Origin of the sequence: Bacillus sp. 2205SS5-2 (assembly GCF_037024155.1) — a bacterium.
Lineage (GTDB): Bacteria > Bacillota > Bacilli > Bacillales > Bacillaceae_K > Bacillus_CI.
The window spans coordinates 29,006-46,420 of the sequence record NZ_JAYKTS010000016.1; the positions used below are offsets into that span (position 1 = coordinate 29,006).

The 17,415-nt window shown below is 39.6% G+C and carries 24 protein-coding genes; 15 read left to right on the forward strand and 9 right to left on the reverse strand.

The annotated features are described in order from the left end of the window. The coding region (locus tag U8D43_RS11900) for a transposase (RefSeq protein WP_335871401.1) at positions 1-501 on the forward strand (501 nt) is incomplete at its 5' end. 269 nt (positions 502-770) lie between these two features. On the opposite strand, the gene U8D43_RS11905 is transcribed toward U8D43_RS11900, so the two are convergent. After that, positions 771-926: a hypothetical protein gene (locus tag U8D43_RS11905; RefSeq protein ID WP_335871402.1), complete on the reverse strand. Its 156-nt coding sequence runs from the start codon at positions 924-926 to the stop codon at positions 771-773. Between the two features lie 230 nt (positions 927-1,156). On the opposite strand from U8D43_RS11905, the gene U8D43_RS11910 reads away from it, so the two are divergent. After that, positions 1,157-1,570: a hypothetical protein gene (locus U8D43_RS11910; RefSeq protein ID WP_335871403.1), complete on the forward strand. Its 414-nt coding sequence runs from the start codon at positions 1,157-1,159 to the stop codon at positions 1,568-1,570. Next, positions 1,513-2,139, forward strand: coding sequence for a hypothetical protein (locus U8D43_RS11915; RefSeq protein WP_335871404.1), 627 nt, complete (start codon positions 1,513-1,515; stop codon positions 2,137-2,139). The genes U8D43_RS11910 and U8D43_RS11915 overlap by 58 nt, the downstream gene beginning before the upstream one ends. Before the next feature lie 815 nt (positions 2,140-2,954). Here U8D43_RS11915 and bshB2 read toward each other — a convergent pair. Next, on the reverse strand, positions 2,955-3,638 hold the full coding sequence (gene bshB2, locus U8D43_RS11920; RefSeq protein WP_335871405.1) for a bacillithiol biosynthesis deacetylase BshB2: 684 nt from the start codon (positions 3,636-3,638) through the stop codon (positions 2,955-2,957). Positions 3,639-3,818: 180 nt separating this feature from the next. On the opposite strand from bshB2, the gene U8D43_RS11925 reads away from it, so the two are divergent. From U8D43_RS11925 to U8D43_RS11940, 4 genes are read left to right on the forward strand one after another with little or no spacing between them, the layout of a single operon-like run. Then, positions 3,819-3,986 carry a hypothetical protein gene (locus tag U8D43_RS11925; RefSeq protein WP_335871406.1) on the forward strand — a complete coding sequence of 56 codons (168 nt, stop codon included), beginning with the start codon at positions 3,819-3,821 and terminating at the stop codon, positions 3,984-3,986. After that, a complete protein-coding gene (locus U8D43_RS11930) occupies positions 3,937-4,104 on the forward strand; it encodes a hypothetical protein (protein WP_335871407.1) in 168 nt (55 codons plus the stop codon). Before U8D43_RS11925 ends, U8D43_RS11930 begins: the two co-directional genes overlap by 50 nt. Continuing rightward, on the forward strand, positions 4,055-4,222 hold the full coding sequence (locus U8D43_RS11935) for a hypothetical protein (RefSeq protein WP_335871406.1): 168 nt from the start codon (positions 4,055-4,057) through the stop codon (positions 4,220-4,222). Before U8D43_RS11930 ends, U8D43_RS11935 begins: the two co-directional genes overlap by 50 nt. After that, complete coding sequence (locus tag U8D43_RS11940) at positions 4,173-4,355, forward strand: hypothetical protein (protein WP_335871408.1); 183 nt, start codon at positions 4,173-4,175, stop codon at positions 4,353-4,355. Before U8D43_RS11935 ends, U8D43_RS11940 begins: the two co-directional genes overlap by 50 nt. A gap of 183 nt (positions 4,356-4,538) precedes the next feature. Here the strand turns inward: U8D43_RS11940 and U8D43_RS11945 are convergent, their stop codons facing one another. From U8D43_RS11945 to U8D43_RS11955, 3 genes are all read right to left on the reverse strand, one after another. Then, positions 4,539-4,886 carry a YojF family protein gene (locus tag U8D43_RS11945; protein WP_335871409.1) on the reverse strand — a complete coding sequence of 116 codons (348 nt, stop codon included), beginning with the start codon at positions 4,884-4,886 and terminating at the stop codon, positions 4,539-4,541. 193 nt (positions 4,887-5,079) lie between these two features. Further along, positions 5,080-5,433, reverse strand: coding sequence for a YflT domain-containing protein (locus U8D43_RS11950; protein ID WP_335871410.1), 354 nt, complete (start codon positions 5,431-5,433; stop codon positions 5,080-5,082). A 76-nt stretch (positions 5,434-5,509) separates the two neighbouring features. Next, positions 5,510-6,946, reverse strand: coding sequence for a phospholipase D family protein (locus tag U8D43_RS11955; protein WP_335871411.1), 1,437 nt, complete (start codon positions 6,944-6,946; stop codon positions 5,510-5,512). Positions 6,947-7,069: 123 nt separating this feature from the next. Here U8D43_RS11955 and U8D43_RS11960 point away from each other — a divergent pair, with 123 nt between their 5' ends. From U8D43_RS11960 to U8D43_RS11990, 6 genes are all read left to right on the forward strand, one after another. Next, positions 7,070-7,819, forward strand: a complete 750-nt coding sequence (locus U8D43_RS11960; RefSeq protein WP_335871412.1) for a DUF4230 domain-containing protein — start codon at positions 7,070-7,072, stop codon at positions 7,817-7,819. A gap of 11 nt (positions 7,820-7,830) precedes the next feature. Continuing rightward, entirely contained in the window at positions 7,831-8,499 is a 669-nt protein-coding gene (locus U8D43_RS11965) for a uracil-DNA glycosylase (RefSeq protein ID WP_335871413.1), read from the forward strand. A gap of 204 nt (positions 8,500-8,703) precedes the next feature. Then, a complete protein-coding gene (locus U8D43_RS11975) occupies positions 8,704-9,750 on the forward strand; it encodes a potassium channel family protein (protein WP_335871415.1) in 1,047 nt (348 codons plus the stop codon). Between the two features lie 12 nt (positions 9,751-9,762). Then, positions 9,763-10,041, forward strand: a complete 279-nt coding sequence (locus U8D43_RS11980; protein ID WP_335871416.1) for a YwdI family protein — start codon at positions 9,763-9,765, stop codon at positions 10,039-10,041. A gap of 27 nt (positions 10,042-10,068) precedes the next feature. Next, entirely contained in the window at positions 10,069-10,440 is a 372-nt protein-coding gene (locus tag U8D43_RS11985) for a DUF423 domain-containing protein (protein ID WP_335871417.1), read from the forward strand. Positions 10,441-10,730: 290 nt separating this feature from the next. Beyond that, a complete protein-coding gene (locus U8D43_RS11990; RefSeq protein WP_335871418.1) occupies positions 10,731-11,237 on the forward strand; it encodes an SMI1/KNR4 family protein in 507 nt (168 codons plus the stop codon). A gap of 115 nt (positions 11,238-11,352) precedes the next feature. On the opposite strand, the gene gerQ is transcribed toward U8D43_RS11990, so the two are convergent. From gerQ to hemQ, 3 genes are all read right to left on the reverse strand, one after another. Next, positions 11,353-11,769, reverse strand: coding sequence for a spore coat protein GerQ (gene gerQ, locus U8D43_RS11995; protein ID WP_335871419.1), 417 nt, complete (start codon positions 11,767-11,769; stop codon positions 11,353-11,355). Between the two features lie 20 nt (positions 11,770-11,789). Next, positions 11,790-12,212 carry a cell wall hydrolase gene (locus U8D43_RS12000; protein WP_335871420.1) on the reverse strand — a complete coding sequence of 141 codons (423 nt, stop codon included), beginning with the start codon at positions 12,210-12,212 and terminating at the stop codon, positions 11,790-11,792. Between the two features lie 545 nt (positions 12,213-12,757). After that, positions 12,758-13,504, reverse strand: a complete 747-nt coding sequence (hemQ, locus tag U8D43_RS12005) for a hydrogen peroxide-dependent heme synthase (protein ID WP_335871421.1) — start codon at positions 13,502-13,504, stop codon at positions 12,758-12,760. 269 nt (positions 13,505-13,773) lie between these two features. Here hemQ and pta point away from each other — a divergent pair, with 269 nt between their 5' ends. Beyond that, positions 13,774-14,748 (forward strand): phosphate acetyltransferase, encoded by a 975-nt coding sequence (gene pta / locus U8D43_RS12010; RefSeq protein ID WP_335871422.1) that lies wholly within the window; start codon positions 13,774-13,776, stop codon positions 14,746-14,748. Positions 14,749-15,196: 448 nt separating this feature from the next. Then, the gene (gene lipL, locus U8D43_RS12015; protein ID WP_335871423.1) at positions 15,197-16,045 is read left to right on the forward strand and encodes an octanoyl-[GcvH]:protein N-octanoyltransferase; all 849 of its coding nucleotides are present in this window, start codon (positions 15,197-15,199) and stop codon (positions 16,043-16,045) included. Between the two features lie 366 nt (positions 16,046-16,411). Here the strand turns inward: lipL and U8D43_RS12020 are convergent, their stop codons facing one another. Beyond that, on the reverse strand, positions 16,412-17,047 hold the full coding sequence (locus U8D43_RS12020) for a Bax inhibitor-1/YccA family protein (RefSeq protein WP_335871424.1): 636 nt from the start codon (positions 17,045-17,047) through the stop codon (positions 16,412-16,414). Between the last annotated feature and the right edge of the window lie 368 nt (positions 17,048-17,415).

The following is a 17,415-nucleotide window of genomic DNA, read 5'->3' on the forward strand; positions in this document are numbered from 1 at the left end:
TCATTAAAAGTCGTGCCAAAACTCACCATGGATAGTTGTGGTAAACTAGCCTGTTTTGTCGCCTTAGGAGCCGATCTCGAGGATTCCGCTGTTTTGTCCGATCAAATGGTGTTGATAGGTACCACTCAAAACCGTGCTGAAAATTACTTTCGCCTAATAAAAGTGTTAGATACAAAAGGAAATATCCTTCACTTAATCACGAATCGTTTTGATTTGAGTGCTGAAGAAATTTCAGAGATGTATAAATCAAGATGGGCGATTGAACTATTTTTCAAATGGATCAAGCAACATCTCAGCATCAAAAAATTCTATGGTCAAAGTGAATGGGCTATTCAAAATCAAGTATTTATCGCATTGATTGTTTTTTGCCTACATGTACTCGTACAAATTGAAACTGGAAGTAAGCGAAAAACCTTACAGATTAGCCGTTATCTAAAGGCTGCATTCTGGAAATCAGCACATATTTGGATTAGGAAGATTGAAGGAAAAGCGATTCCTTAAAACCAAATTGTTGTCGTCACTTGAGTCTAATTGTAAATAATTAACAAATGAACGGAGCCACCTTTAGTTGGGTATTTCCTTTTTTGGCTCTAAACAGAAAAAATGATAAAACTGAAAATTCAAACATTATTTATGCAACACTAGTGAACATTTATCTATAAATATATATTAAATCCTATTTTTAAATCTGGTCCAAGAAAGACATAATGATAGGGGCTCTCCTTTATTCTTGGAGAGCCCTCGATACTTTAAGAACGGTTATCCGATTTTCAAGTTCCTATTTCTTTATACGTTTCGTTTACTTTTATATACAAATCAATTAGAATTCCAAAAATAAAACCTTGTCCAATAAATGATGGAACCTCTAAAAATCCTGATAATATAATTCCTATAATCCCAAAAATTACAGTGAATAAAAAAGACATACCACAAGACCCCTCCCTATATAACAACTTCAGAATGCTGCCCTTTAGCTGAACATGTCTTTGTTTATATAATACCATAAAAAGTAATTTCTTCCTTATGATAATTAAAAGCAACAATACTTACGAAAAGAGCCTTTTTAAAGTCAAGTTTTAGACAAACGCTTGTTAGTGATAAAAACATCTACAAATAGTAAAATATACCTTGAGTGAATAAAAGTGGAGGTTTTATCATGCGAAAAAGAAGAGTATGCATATTAGCTGGTAACGGACTAACCATAGACCTAATGAATCACTTAGACTTGGATATAGATACCTCTTCACCTTTAAAATCATTTGGAAACCCTGAAATAGATTTAGAACCTTATCTAGGTAAACTAAGTACAATAAAAGATGTATTGCTACCACTGTCTGAAAGGCAAAGTGATTTTGATTCTATGAATGAGTTCCTAAATTACGGTGAGTTTGATTTAAGTGATAAGGACTTTTCAAAAAGAGAATCAGATCTTAGAAGATTCTTGGCATTAGCTTATTCTAAATTACAATCAAGAATCGATAATGCTAACCTTGTAAAATGGTCCTGGAGTCAGTGGATGAAAAAAACCGAAAAGATATTGTTGGGTTTGTGTCATTTAATTACGATCTAGTCTTAGAAAAATCCTTTAGATTAGCTTCTCCAAGTAAAGGTTACTTCATGGTTGGGACTGACAATCCTGTAAAGGAAGTACCTTTCTTTAAGCCTCATGGTTCAATTAATTTCGAAATTCCTAAAAATTTTATTCACTTTGAAGATGAACAATCCGCATGGGGTAGTGTTTTAGGTAGAAATCAAGTTTTTGACTCCTATGGAAATGGCTATATTACAACAGTTCCTTATGAAGAAAACACGAGAATTCCAAAACAACCTGATATCATACCACCTACACAGGAAAACTATCATGAGAATTTAGGATGGATTCAGAATCTCTTTAAAACGTACACTGAGTTTACTAAATATTTTCAAGTAAACCATTTCGTTATAGTAGGACATTCATATTCAAAAGTAGATAGGAAAGAGATTGATTTTTTTATTACCCAATTACAAGAAAGATGTTCGTTCTATATTGTAAATCCATCGTATGAATCAGAGTCTATCAATCAACTTTGGTTGTTTATTGAATCAAAAGGTCATATTGTCTGTGAAGTTAAAAAGTTTGGACCTCCTACACTGATTTAGATTTTTCTACAAGAGAACAAGCAAGCACACCCTAAACAACCTTTAATCTGAGTGGATGTTGCTTCCTTAGTCCATTAGTTAACTATCATTTATGATCACATTTTGTGAAATACTCCTCGGGCTGATCAATCATGCTCGAGGTCATCACTCTTACTTCTCGTAAAGTATTTCTGGCTGCTTCGATAGCTTCATGAGTATCCTGACTCCCCGCTGGCATGGCTTCATACTGTAGGGCTTAAGTACATTTATTCACAAAGCCCTTTAATATTGAAGAACTTTACTGCATAGTATACGTCTACTCTGTAATAATAAGCTATTCCATTAAATGACCCGATTGCTTAATAGCAAGACTGTCGCTTTTAAACAATTTTATCATCATAAGGCAGTAAGTGAGTTAATTCTTGAAGCGGTGTACGCCAATAGTGGATTTTAATTTGAATCATAAAGAATGTTTTTGCCTTCGTCTAGTAAAGATGAAAAAAGAAGGGTTTCGGTCAGCTTTTTGTCCCACTAAAGATTCCAATACTGAAGAAAAAATGTTGAAGCCATGTATTTTGGGATGCAATAGCACCAAACGATGCGAATAGAGCCATAAGAAAAACACGAAGCAGGTGGTTGCTTCGTGTTTTTAAGGAGCTAAGAAAAAGAATAGGACTGTATTAAAGAATCTTTTCAAAGACGTTTTGGCTATGGGTACGAAAAGAATTAGTGATAGGTAATGACTGATGATAGACGGACGACATAAAACTCCTAAATCCATTCAGTTCCTGTGCTGAATGCCCCTGTGAACCACAACAATCTTTGCCAAATCAGAATTAACTGACGGTATCATTGTCCCACTGATAACTCCAAAACCGTTCCTTGGTTACCCAAGCAAGGGCTTCTGGATCATTCTTTTTTAATTTTTCTTCCATTTCTTTTAGCATCCAAGCAGTTTGGGAAATATGCGCCTTCATTGCAGCAAGCTTCACGTCTTTGACTGCGGTGATGTCGTAAACAAAATCTGGTTTCCCGATGTTCTCTTCGGTATTTTTCGCAAAAGCCACACAGTGCAGCTTTGGGCGCTGACCTTCTGGAATGTTTCTAACGGCACGAACCACTGCTCGGGCGGTTGCTTCGTGATCAGGGTGAACAGAGTAGTCGGGATAAAAGCTAATAATGAGTGAAGGTCGAATCTCAGCGATTAACCGGGAGACAATTTTCATCATTTTCGTATCATCTTCAAATTCAAGCGTTTTATCGCGCAAGCCCATCATACGAAGATCTTGTATTCCCATCGCCTTTGCAGCAGCTATGAGTTCTTTTTGGCGAATCAAAGGCAAAGATTCACGCGTAGCAAAGGGCGGGTTTCCTAAATTTCTTCCCATTTCTCCAAGTGTTAGGCAAGCATATGTAACAGGTGTTCCGTCTTTTACATGTGACGCAATCGTCCCAGACACACCGAAGGCTTCATCGTCCGGATGTGGAAAGATGACGAGGACGCTTTTTTCTTTTTCCATGATTTTTCCTCCTAAGGTTTTAACCTAGCTATTCATGGTGCAGTTTCTCACCTATCACTTATTAAAAGGCTATTTTCACAAAGCTTGTAGCTTTTCGAATCAGTTTCTCATCTATGAAATAGCTTTGTTTCGGGCATCATATACGAAAAGCGGAAGTGGCTGCCCTGCGGCGTCAGGCAAATGAAGAACTCGGAGGTGATGCCTGCATCACTGGAGGGTTATCCATTTGACCCCGAGCCGCAAGCCACTGCAGCTGGATCACGAAAAGCGAAAGTGGCTGCCCTGCGGCGTCAGGCAAATGAAGAACTCGGAGGTGATGCCTGCATCACTGGAGGGTTATTCATTTGACCCCGAGCCGCAAGCCACTGCAGCTGGATCACGAAAAGCGGAAGTGGCTGCCCTGCGGCGTCAGGCAAATGAAGAACTCGGAGGTGATGCCTGCATCACTGGAGGGTTATCCATTTGACCCCGAGCCGCAAGCCACTGCAGCTGGATCACGAAAAGCGAAAGTGGCTGCCCTGCGGCGTCAGGCAAATGAAGAACTCGGAGGTGATGCCTGCATCACTGGAGGGTTATTCATTTGACCCCGAGCCGCAAGCCACTGTAGCTAGATCAGGAAAAGCGGAAGTGGCTCGCCCAGCAGCGGCGGGCAAATGTTATCCAACGGAGAAGGTCCTGACCTTTGGAGTTGGGTGTTATTTGTCCCATAGCTGCTAGCCACTGCAGCTAGATCCGTTTATTTTTGATGGAAATCAACAGTGAAATGGAAGATTAATTAAAAATATGATGAAATAGCCACAATGTATACGAGAATAGCCTATTAAAAAGGTAAGAAAGTATGAAATTTGATGTGATTTTGGTGTCCAGCGCAAGCCGGTATACGGGCGCTTTGGGCCTTTTTTAGGTGAAAGGTGTCGCGCTAATCTGTAGGGCAACCGCAAGTTTTCCATCATGACCGTGTCCAGCCATCAACAGTCGGTTTTGCTCATCGATTTCGAAATGTGTTAAGCCTTCTGCGTAAATCCAGCCTATTTCCAGCTTAAGGCCGACACGAAATGGACCCTCTCCAGCGACTTTACCATGTTCATACGTACACTTGGCATTTCGAATATAGGCACCAGCCGAGAAAAAATCCTCATCAAAATGACTCGCGTATGCACCATTAGTGGTTTCCATATGAATATAAACGTCCTGAGTGGCAAAAGTGTTGATCGCCTCTTGCACTTCAGTAGCAATAATTGGCTTCATAATCTTTCCTCCTTCTTAACGAAGAATCGTATCCTTCTTTTCTATTTTACTAAAAGTGATTCTGAAAAGCGAAAAGTTGACTTGGGGACACAGGGAACGAGTTTTGTGCTTGCACATGAAAAACCCCCTTCAAATAACGAAGGGGGGGATGCAACTCCCAAGATGTTAGCGTTTGCTTCTGAATTTTACAGACTTAGTAATTTCTAGTTCCGGCAATATCGCTTGTTTCTTTCGAGGCTACGATGACAAGTTTGCCCTTATCAAGTTCTTCTTCAAATTTTTCTGCTTCGGCTTGGGAAAGACCGACTGAGCGCATTTTAGAGCGTAATTCATCTCCACGAGAACGGAAGTAATTGCCCATTGTTTCAAAAATTCCTTGTTCTTTGATTCCGATGTCTTCTGTATTTGTTGCTTCAGTTAAGTGCTCTGATCGTTTTGTATCATGTGCAAATAAGTAAATATTCTCTTTCGTATATCCTTCCATCTCAAAACCAGAAATCAATTCTTGTGCTTGTAATCCATTTTCAACGATTTCTACTCTATACAAAGTAATTCCTCCTTGAAATTTTGTTTACACTAACTATTTACCCGCTTCACATGGGAGTAAACATTTCAGCTGAAATCTAGTAGGTAGTAAAATAGAAAAACTTTTGCAAGCGATAGACCATATATTTAAAAACTGGTAGGCTTTGCTTCTTCTCTTCATACGTAAGGGTATATTTGGCATCTTCATTGGAGAGGATACGGTCGAAATAATCTTGAACCTCCTTAATAACTTCCGAATCATTAGGAGCTTGTATCCATAAATCACTTTCTAAGTTAAAATCATTTAAATTTCGTCCGGTATAATTTGCTGACCCGCCGATAATAACAGATTCTGCATCTTTTTTGATATAGGTCATTTTCGTGTGGTATTGCTCAATGTCGGTGTTATACCAGCGAATATCAATGAGGTCACTGTAATCATGAAGCTCTTTTGAGACAGGAATATTTGGTAAGCCTGTTTTTTCCTGACCAAAGGCATTTTGATTTGAATCCATGACGATATGAACAGGGATTTCTTTGTCTGCGGCCCTCATAATCGCTTCAAGCACGTCGCGGTCGGCTAAGTAGAAGATGCCAATAAATACTTCATCTCCCGTTTCAGCAGCATCGAGTTCTTCAATAAGCTGTTTCTGGATTTTTCCTTCGGTAACTAATCGGATCGCAATCGGACCATCTGTTTCTTTGGATTTTTCTACTGCGGGAAGATCAATACCTTCAGAAAAAGTAGCCACGGCTTGTTCACTTTCTATCACATCAGAAATAATCGATCCTTCTACCTCAAACGCAATGTTAGAATGATATCCGCTCTCATCATGAGGGTTTGCTGATGAAATCATTGCTGATTGATCTGTTGCTACTATTTTGCGATGATTGGCTTTAATGTTGAGCATTTCTAGATACGAGCCAAAGGTGATGTCGGGTGCATCCTTGGACATCGGGTTCGGCAACCAGCCATCGCCTTTTTCGTAAAATTGAAACCACTGAAATGCTGTTCTCCATATACTTGAATAAATGGGGTTGGAATCTCGTAATTTCACTAAATCCGTATAAATAACTTCAACACCGTAATCCTCTAACAATTCAAGCTCTTCAGAGTGGTGAGAGCCGTAAGCATGGTTAATTGGATCGGTAATAAAAAACACTTTGAGATCAGGTTTCTTTTCCATTGCCGTTAATATTGAGTTGGTTAACTCGCCACTAATTGGTGGAAAGTCACTCTTTGTATCGTAATAACTATTAAATAAAAATAAGTCAATAACTACGAATTCTTCTGCTTCTAAAATCATCTCATTAATTCTTTTGAAAATACGAAGCTCATGCTGAGGTTGTTCAGTAGAATCCACATAGCTTAAATCGTACAAAAAATCGACATCCTCCACATAATGAATATCGCCTTTATAGGAAAGGCCATCAGGAAGAGCTTTTGTCGTATGGACGTAAACGACAATGCCGAGAAGCACAGTAATACTGGTTACGAACACAAACCAAACCCATCTATTTTTTGCTATTTTCATAATTTGCTCCTCCATATATCAGTAGTAAGCTATTAAATACCCTTTAATGCATACTTATATTCCATCTCTCGACACTTTTCCTTATAATGTAATAGAGTTATGTTTCGGATGAGGGAGAGAGCTATGAATAATCGACAAGCAGAAAAGATAAAAGAAATTGAAGTATTATTACACGAATTAAAGGCAACTGCGGGAGAACAAAGTGCTACCAGTAGTATGAATCCTCCGTTGATGAGAAAAACGAGCGGCGTTCTCTGGATAATTTGGAAGAAAAGAGTGCTCCTGTTTTTTACCAGCATGATTCTTATTTTAGGTGGGTTAGGAGCAGGAATTATTTACTGGTTTTCAGGAAGCAACACAGTAACGGAAACAGGTAGTTTCATAGAAGAAATTCAAGAGTTACATTCACTAGCAACGGCACAGGCGTTTGTAAAAGCGGTTATCGAAGAGGAAAATAATGAATTATTCGGACAAGAAATCTCGGCTGACTTTCCAGGAACAAAGCGCAAGGTTCTTCTTGTTGTGCCAGGCTCCGTACTTGCCGGAGTCGATTTGACACAAATTCAAGACCAGGATGTTAAAATAGACGAAGCAAAGAAAGTCATCGAAATCACACTGCCACATGCTGAGTTGCTTCAAGATGTCAGCATCGATACAGAGAAGATCCAAACCTACTCAGTCGAAGGTGTCTTCCGGAATGAAGTCGATTGGGAGGAAGGGTTTGAGCTTGCCTCAGAAGCGAAGAAAATTATTGAAGAAGAGGCGATTGCACAAGGTGTGCTCGTGGCTGCCGAGAAAAATGCAGAAAAATCCTTAACGCAATTTTTTCAGAGACTGGACTATACCGTAAAAACTTCATTTGAAGTAGAATAGGGGGGGATAGTGTGGAAGTGAAAAATGACTGGGGACCCTTACTTCAACAAGAGTTTCAGCAAGAATATTATCAAGACCTACAAAGTTTCTTAAAAGAAGAATACGAAAACTATACAATTTATCCTGAACAGAAGGATATTTTTCGAGCTTTTCAGCTGACTTCTTTTCAAGATGTTCAAGTCGTGATTCTCGGACAAGATCCTTATCACGGACCGAACCAAGCCCATGGATTGAGCTTTTCGGTGAAACCTGGAGTGGTTCATCCCCCGTCTCTTCGCAATCTGTTTAAAGAGCTAGAAACAGACGTCGGGGCTCAGGCTCCTAAAGATGGTTATCTAGTGCCCTGGGCAGAGCAAGGGATTTTAATGATGAATACCGTGCTAACGGTGCGGAAGGGTCAAGCTCACTCTCATAAAATGAAAGGTTGGGAAACCCTGACGGACAAGATCATATCATTATTAAGTAACCGGGAAGACCCGATTATCTTTATTCTGTGGGGGAAACCTTCCCAAATGAAAAAACGTCTGATTGATGAAAGCAGGCATTTTGTAATCGAAGCACCCCATCCTAGTCCGTTATCCGCGTATCGAGGTTTTTTTGGCAGTCAACCATTTTCTAAAACCAATCGCCTCTTAAAGAAACAAGGAAAAACCGAAATACAGTGGGATTTGACGAAGTAGGTGATGAGGATGAAAGAATCGAATAAAGTGAATTGTTTTCAATGTCAGTATTTTTTTGTCACATGGGATCAAAAAAGTCCGAGAGGGTGCAAGGCATATGGCTTTAAAACGAAGGTTCTTCCCTCACAATATGTTCGAAAAGTATCCGGACAACCATGCTTGAAGTTTCTGCAAAAATAAAGGCCGATTGTGAGGAGCCTTCCAATGTTAAAGAAAAGACTCATTGATAAAGAGAAAAAAACGATGATTCGTCGGAAGCGATATCGTCACTTAGGAAATAGCTTTCTGATCATGAATGGAATTATCTTAATCGGTTCCGTCGGGTTTATGTATTTTGAACAGCTATCCTTTTTCGATTCGCTTTGGTTAACGATGGTGACGGTGTTGACGGTCGGATATGGCGATCAGATCCCGCAAACATTCCAGGGGAAAATCTTTGCGTTAGTGATTATTCCCATCGCGATTGGTGTTGTGACATATGCAATGGGATCAATTGCTACTTTATTGCTTGAAGGGGAATTTTCCCAAACTGTGAGGCTAAAAAGAATGAAAACCAAGATTAAACAGCTTGAAAACCATATTATCGTGTGTGGAGTCGGCAGAGTGGGCGAGCAAGTTTTAGCCCATATGCGTAAAAAAGAAATCCAAGCCGTCTATATCGATCAAGACGCTGACCGGTTAGATGCCATCATGGATTCACATGAGATTTATCTGGTCGGGGATGCTACTGATGATGATCTGCTTATACATGCTGGAATTAAAAAAGCAGCTGGATTGATTTCGACCTTTCCGAGCGACGCCGATAATGTGTTCGTGACTTTAACCGCTAAAGGACTTAATCCAGATATTCAAATCGTTGCAAGAGCAGAAAAAAGCTCGTCAATGGATAAACTTTCGCGAGCGGGAGCAGACAAAGTCATTAACCCATCTTCCCTAGGCGGCAATCAAATGGTGATGTCTATGTTAAAGCCGTTAAGTGTACAATATGTAGATATGATGCTACATTCTGGGACGAAAGAGTATGCCATAGAAGAACTATTAATTCTCGAGGGCTGTGAATTGATCAATAAAACCTTGGCAGAATCAGCCGTCCGGAACACTTACGGAATTACGATTGTCGCAATTATGCGGGGATCAGAATTAATGACCAATCCAGCTTCGGATGTAAAATTAATACCAAACGATAAAGTCGTCGTATTCGGATCTGAAGACGATCTGAGCCGATTTGAAAGAATCGTAAATCCATCCTAAAGGAGGGCTAGCTTGAATATTAGCCACCAATCTATTCTATTAAGAATGGAAAAAGAAATAGAAAAAGCCAAAAGAGGGGCACAAGTTCGTGAACACCTCCATGTTATTAAAGCACTATGCGAAGTACTCTTAGAAGAGGAATCTGAATCGGAATTGAGTCCGGTCGCCTTTCAAAAAACGGTAGGAAATTCGCCAACACCCCAGCCTTCATCCGAATCGGTTGTTGTCACAGAAACCACAAAACTCAAAACGGACGATGGAGCGAATGGGGATTCTCTTTTTGATTTTTAAAAATTTAAGGAATGAAGAGGTAAAAAAATGAAACTATTTATTATAATCGGGGCAATTAATGCCTTTTTATCCGTAGCATTTGGTGCATTCGGTGCTCATGCATTAGAAGGAAAACTAGAACCAAAATACATTGACACTTGGCAAACGGCTGTACAATATCAAATGTTTCATAGTATCGGCTTGCTTGTAATAGCTGTGCTCTTGGGTCAATTCCCAGCAAGCGGACTTTTATCATGGTCCGGCTGGCTAATGTTCGCCGGCATCCTTCTATTTTCCGGTAGCTTATTCGTTCTAAGCCTCACTAAAATCAGTGTCTTAGGGGCGATAACTCCTCTTGGCGGCGTCGCTTTCCTAGCTGCATGGGTGTTGTTAATGATCGCAGCAGTGAAACTATTTTAGGTAGGACTCGCCATTGTTGAAATGGGTTTAACAGGGAAAGTCGTGCAAAAGCAAAGAGTAGCGGTGCATAATCGCTGAAATGTGCATAAAAGGAAAAAGCGGTGCATATCGGTGGGGAAGACGTACATAAACTCCGGAAAGTCGTGCAAAAGCAAAGAGAAGTGCTGGATAACTAGTCAAATGTCCACTAGTATTTGAAATCGAATAGGTTAATAGATTGAAAGTACGGTTAAAAAAGGTCATTGGATGCACGAAATTAAGCGGAAATGATATTTTCAAGGAGTAATGCAATGAAGAATAATATTTGGCAAGAGGACAACGATTATTTTCGCTTGGAACCATTAACAGATGCTATGATAAAGAACGCAGAAGAATCATTAAACCTTCAGCTTCCGAAATCATTCATTAATATTTTGAAAGAACAAAATGGGGGTTACATCAAATTTGACGCTCATCCATCGAGTGTTCCTACTTCTTGGGCCGAAGATCATGTGAATGTCGACCATATTTTAGGGATTGGTGAGAAGGGAGGCATATTAGAGAGTGGGTATTTAATCAAGGAATGGGGTTTACCGAACGACCTTGTGTTAATATCGGGAGATGGACACACATGGATTGCCATGGATTACAGACGGAGAAGAGAAGAGCCTCCTATCATATTTATCGATATTGATGATGAACAGATTGTTGAATTGGCTCCTAATTTCGAGACTTTTTTTGATGGTTTAACAAACTGGGAAGAGGAAATCATGGTTGAACCTAAACAAGGATTTTTTTCTAGATTTTTCAGGAAGTAACAACATGAAAAGCGATTCTCTTTATCGGAGAATCGCTTTTTAAAATGGGATTATTCGTAACCAATTTTTAAAGGAAGGCAAAACTGGAAACCGATTTCCCAGCTATTTCTTTCCATCACCGAGGGGAATAAGCTACGGGTGCTGTACCAGGGAAGTAGTCAATTTCTTCATCAAACGTAATATAATCTAGATAAATCATCGGTAATAAGTAACGTTTTCCCGTTTGGGGGTCACTAATGATGATGTGGTCTCGACCAGCCGTTTCAATGATGCCCTTGAAAACTTTTGCGTTCCACTCTTTATTGTTTTCAAACGTCATATAAATAGTAGCGACTTTTCCTTTGTTTAAACGTAAAATATTTTCAATATAGGATTCTTCTACAGGTAATTGACCAGGCAAATTTTGCGAAGGGGAGGGTGCATTGGTCGGTGGTGGTACTTGCATCCCTCCTTGATTTCCCCCGTACTGCGGCTGATTGTAGCCTGGATAATAAGCTTGTGGATTATAGCCGTAATATTGACCTTGATTCAAGATATTTTCCCCCTTTACAATTAATAAACTGTTTTACAGTCTTCTTGTGTCGGTTTAAAGAAACAGTGAGATTTGTAGCGCCCGGTATTCCATTGGTTATACCATTGATCAGGACAGTTTCCCTCTGGACGGAAAAACCATAAGGAATTACTTGCAGGATGATATCGCCCACCCTTGAGGGCCTTTCTAGCTAAATCGATCTCCTTTTGCCTAGGAGCTTGATAAAAATAGCCTTTTTGTGTAGCTTCAAACCCTCCAGGACTTTGATACACCATATTTCGGATGCTCTTAATGTTTTTAAAATCTAGACAGTCTCCTCGAACACGGTTAACACCTACATTCCCTACCATGAGCATGCCGAGCTGTCCATCTCCTTCAGCTTCTGCGCGCATTAAACGGGCCAGTATTTTCACGTCAGCTTCGTTATAAGGTATAACGCCCATACTTTCACCTCACTTACTAGCAGATTCAAGATGACTAATTGAAGGCAAGCTTCAATGTTTGTGTTTGAACAAATCAAGCTATAAGCATCCACAGTAGCGGGAATCTAACGGGCGGTGATCAACATTTTTAGCCTTCCATCACTAGTTCATTCATATGATGAAGAAATGGGTAATATGAGAAGAAAACAAAAAAAGCCTCCGGCAAGCGGAAGCTTTTTTACAATTATTTCAAAGTGAGGTTTAGTGAGAAATCTCATTTTAATGACAGTGAAAACCATGCAGCGGCTAGTGAACTTTCCCCCTTCTCCTTCCAATAAGTCAACATCGAATCGCAAGCTCTCCGTGTTTCCTATATTTCATACGAAGGGTACAAGTTCATACGCCGCAGCCCGCGCGATTACGCTTTGGTCCGTCTAGCTTCATCGCGCAGCGGCTAGTGAACTTTCCCCCTTCTCCTTCCAATAAGTCAACATCGAATCGCAAGCTCTCCGTGTTTCCTATATTTCATACGAAGGGTACAATTTCATACGCCGCAACCCGCGCGATTACGCTTTGGAGTTCACATGTAGGTATGAGTGAATTTGGTTTTCTTCTAATAGGTTTCCGACGAAGAATGCTCCGAATTCTCCGAAGCGAGCGCTGACTTCATCAAAACGCATTTCGTAAACTAATTTTTTGAATTGAAGTACATCATCGGCAAACAGGGTGACTCCCCATTCGTAATCGTCGAATCCGACAGAACCCGTAATTACTTGTTTAACTTTTCCAGCGTATTGACGACCAATCATCCCGTGACTTCTCATCATGCTCCGACGATCTTCCATTGGAAGCATATACCAGTTATCATCTCCCTGGCGACGCTTGTCCATTGGATAGAAGCAAATATGCTTTGCTTTCGGTAATTCTGGATAAAGGCGAGAACGAACATGCGCATTCTCATATGGATCCTCATCAGATGGTAAGTAGTTGCTCAATTCCACAACAGAAACATAAGAGAAAGCTGGGACCGTATACTCAGATATCGTCAGTTTATTAAATTCTGTTTCTAGCTCATTTAATTCTTCCATTGTAGGACGAAGAATCATGAGCATGAAATCGGCTTTTTGCCCAACTATGGTATAGAGGGCATGGCTACCTTCCTTCGTGCCGTTGAGTTTAGTTAAAAATTGTAGGAATTCATACATTGCAGATTCACGCTCATCACTTGAAAGCATTTTCCAAGTCGTCCAATCCATTGAACGGAAATCATGTAGGGAATACCAACCATCTAGTGTTTGTGCTGGTTCACTCATTATTAATCACTCCTAATAAAAAATCGACTCAGTTCTTACTATATCATATTTTATCCATATTCCATGTGTACAAACAATCCAAAGAGGGAAAACCCCCATTGCATAGAGAATAAAGAAGCGGAAACACTAATGAAGAGATACATAAGGCAAGAGTTAATAATCAGAAAACAAAAACTTTTATTGTGAAAACGCTAACAAACTCTCTTTTTCTTGAAATCATAGCCTAGAAGAGTATTCTAAAAGTAATGAAACTTAAGGAGGACGCTGCAATGAGTGATTTGTTTACTTCAATTAAAGAAAATATCAAGGGAAAGAACTTTAAAATTGTTTTCCCAGAAGGACTAGATGAGCGTATTTTAACGGCTGCGGGACGGTTAGCGGCAGATGGACTTTTAACGCCTATTATTATCGGAAACAAAGAGGATGTCGAGACAAAAGCGGAAAATTTAAATCTTAAGCTTGAAGGTTGTGAAATTTACGACCCAGCTAGCTATGCTCGCATGGATGAGCTTGTGGCTGCCTTTGTTGAACGTCGAAAAGGAAAAGCAACTGAAGAAGATGCCCGTAAAATTCTCCAAGATGAAAATTATTTTGGAACAATGTTAGTCTACACTAACTTAGCAGACGGTCTTGTAAGTGGGGCCGCACACTCAACAGCGGAAACGGTACGTCCGGCGCTTCAAATTATTAAAACCAAAGAAGGCGTTCGAAAAACATCGGGTGTGTTCATTATGGTTCGTAACGATGAAAAGTACGTATTTGCAGATTGTGCCATTAACATTTCGCCGGATGCACAAGACTTGGCAGAAATTGCTCTTGAGAGTGCGAAAACAGCCGAAATGTTCAATATGGATCCGCGTGTCGCCATGTTAAGTTTCTCAACAAAAGGCTCAGCTAAGTCACCGGAAACGGAAAAAGTAATGGATGCCGTTCACATTGCGAAAGAACGTGAACCACAGCTGATCTTAGACGGAGAGTTTCAATTTGACGCTGCGTTCGTTCCGTCGGTTGCACAGAAAAAAGCACCGGACTCTCCAATCCAAGGAGATGCCAACGTATTTATCTTCCCTAGTCTCGAAGCAGGGAATATTGGATACAAAATTGCTCAACGTTTAGGGAATTTTGAAGCAGTAGGACCAATCCTTCAAGGTTTGAACGCGCCAGTCAATGATTTGTCTCGTGGCTGTAACCAAGAGGACGTTTACAAACTAGCGATGATTACCGCCGCTCAAGCATTGCAATAATTCAGAAAAAGAAGCTCATCTAGATGAGCTTCTTTTCTTTTAGAAACGCTGTTTTCGTAAGGTTTGTCAGTTGATAAATTATGTTATCACTTTGTTTCGTGGATTTTTTCGTTTGTTTTTGATGGAACTTAACAGCAACTTAAAGGATCCCTCAACAAGTAAAGAAAATACAACAATGTATGCGAAAAGCTCCTTCTGAAATGGAAAAAAGAATACACTCTAATAGGGTTTCGGGACTAGCTCTATGACAATTACTTATTTCTTAATGATGACTGTATTAGCAGTATAGATAGAGTGAAACAGATACGATTCCTGTATTTCTTGGGGGACAAAATGGAGGATTTTTTGAAAGAGAAAGTCAATAGTCACAGTGAACCAATAAAGAGTCATTCAGAAATATGCTATAATGATGAAACAAAAATGCCGGGATTACAAGGAGTCAGCAACAATGTCGATTAAAAATCAAGCTACACTTTTGCAGCAACCTCAATGGCGAATCATTGACCAGAGCAGTTTAGGTCCCATGTTTGGTGCCCTTCAATCGTTTGCCATGGACGATACGCTTAGCACATCCGTTGGGACTGGGAACTCAAGTCCAACTGCAAGGGCATGGGTTCATCATAATACAGTGGTTCTAGGGATTACTGATACGAGAATTCCTTATTTAGCGGATGGACTATCGGTCTTACAGGAAGCTGGTTACCAGTATATTGTCAGAAATTCAGGCGGTTTGGCCGTTGTGCTAGACGAAGGGGTTCTTAATCTCTCATTGATATTTCCAGATACAGAAAAGGGAATTGATATTAATAGAGGGTACGAGGCGATGCTTCAGTTGATTTTAGAAATGTTTAACGACTTTCCAGTGGAGATTGAAGCAAAAGAAATCGTTGGTTCGTATTGCCCAGGAAGCTATGATTTGAGCATCGGTGGAAAGAAGTTCGCCGGAATCTCACAGCGTCGAATTCGAAACGGAGTAGCGGTGCAGATTTATTTATGTGTAACTGGAAGTGGAAGCGAACGTGCTCACTTGATTGGTCGCTTTTATGAAGAGGGGTTAAAACAGGCGTCCACTAAATTTGATTATCCTACTATTCGTCCGGAAGTTATGGCTTCGTTATCGGAGTTGTTAGTAACCGATTTAAGTGTGCAAGACGTCATGCTACGCTTCTTACAGTCGTTGAAAAATCACAGCTCTAACTTGATCTCTACTAGCCTGCAAGGGGAAGAAGTCGCTTTGTATGAACAATATTATAACCGGGTCATTGATCGGAATGAAAAAGTGTTAACGGAAAAATAATCTGACAATTGTCGAAATAGTTTTCCCAAAAAAGAGTAAAGAAAAACGTCTAGAGAATTAACTCTAGACGTTTTTTCAAGCAGTTGTCCCCGCTGTCTAGTGTGAATGCCGCTTTCTTAGTTCAATAATTAGTCCAAGGAATCCACCAATTGCGAATAAATAAGTCGCTTGTTACTTCGTTTTTTTCTTCAAAACAGCTGTTTTCGCAAAATTTATTGCTTTCCCGTTCAGGCAAATTTGTAATCTCTAAAAAAATCAAAGTTTCACGAAAAATTATAGATTTCCTTGCAACAATGTATATGAAATGTTCGTTCACATAACAGAGTCTTTGTCACTTTCATCAGCGACTATTTCGGGAAACTAGAATCAATCTTTCGTAGATAAAATATTAAAGATGCGGAGAATATTTAGTAGTAAGTTAACAAAATCCAAGTATAAATTTAACGCCATTAATGGTACTTCTTCCATAGACACTCCATGCTGTTTCATCCGGTTAAAGTCGTATAAAACATAGCCACTAAAAACTAAAACACCAATAAATGAAAACGCAAGCATAGCTGTATCGTTTATAGGGATGAAAATATTGAAAACACTTATCGCAACTAAAGCTAATAGAGCTGCGAATAAAATCCCGCCTAAATAAGAAAGATCACGCTTCGTTGTCGAGGCAAAAATCGCAAGTCCTGTGAACACAACAAAGGTAGTTCCAATTCCAAGTAAAACGAGGTCAGCGCCCATGCTTTGCAAGTAATAAGCGATAACGGGATAAGTCGTGATTCCTGATATAAAAGTAAATGAATATAAGAACGTATACGAGATGGCTTTTTTTCTTCTTAAGAAAAACGCAAAAATTAACATGCCTAACTCAACAAATATAAGCGGCAGAAACAAAACAGGTGGTACGAATATTCCGGCTATCATCCCTAATAGGGCAAATGCCAACGAAACAGAGAAGGCTCTTAAAACAGCGGATAGGGATGCGGGAAGGGTTTCTTGATACATCAATCATTTCTCCTCTAAAAGTTTATTTGTTATTCATACGAATACTTTGAAAAAAAGATTCATGAGGATGAAAAAATATTCTTCAAAGACTCTTTTTGTATGGTTCTTTTCGTATACATTGTGGCTATTTAATCTAATTTCAGATGAGATCCTCCATTTTACTGTTGATTCCATTAAAAATGGAAGAAACGATTCCCCAAGCAATGCCATATCACCATTTATTGACTGGTTGGAAAACAACAATCATTGCGAAAACAGTTTCTTCAAAACAAAAGAAGCTGACCAAAATGAGGTCAGCTTCTTTTTTTATAGAAAAGGCCAATGGAGGGAGCCTTAGCCTGCTTGATTATGAATAAAGTTGTTTGTGA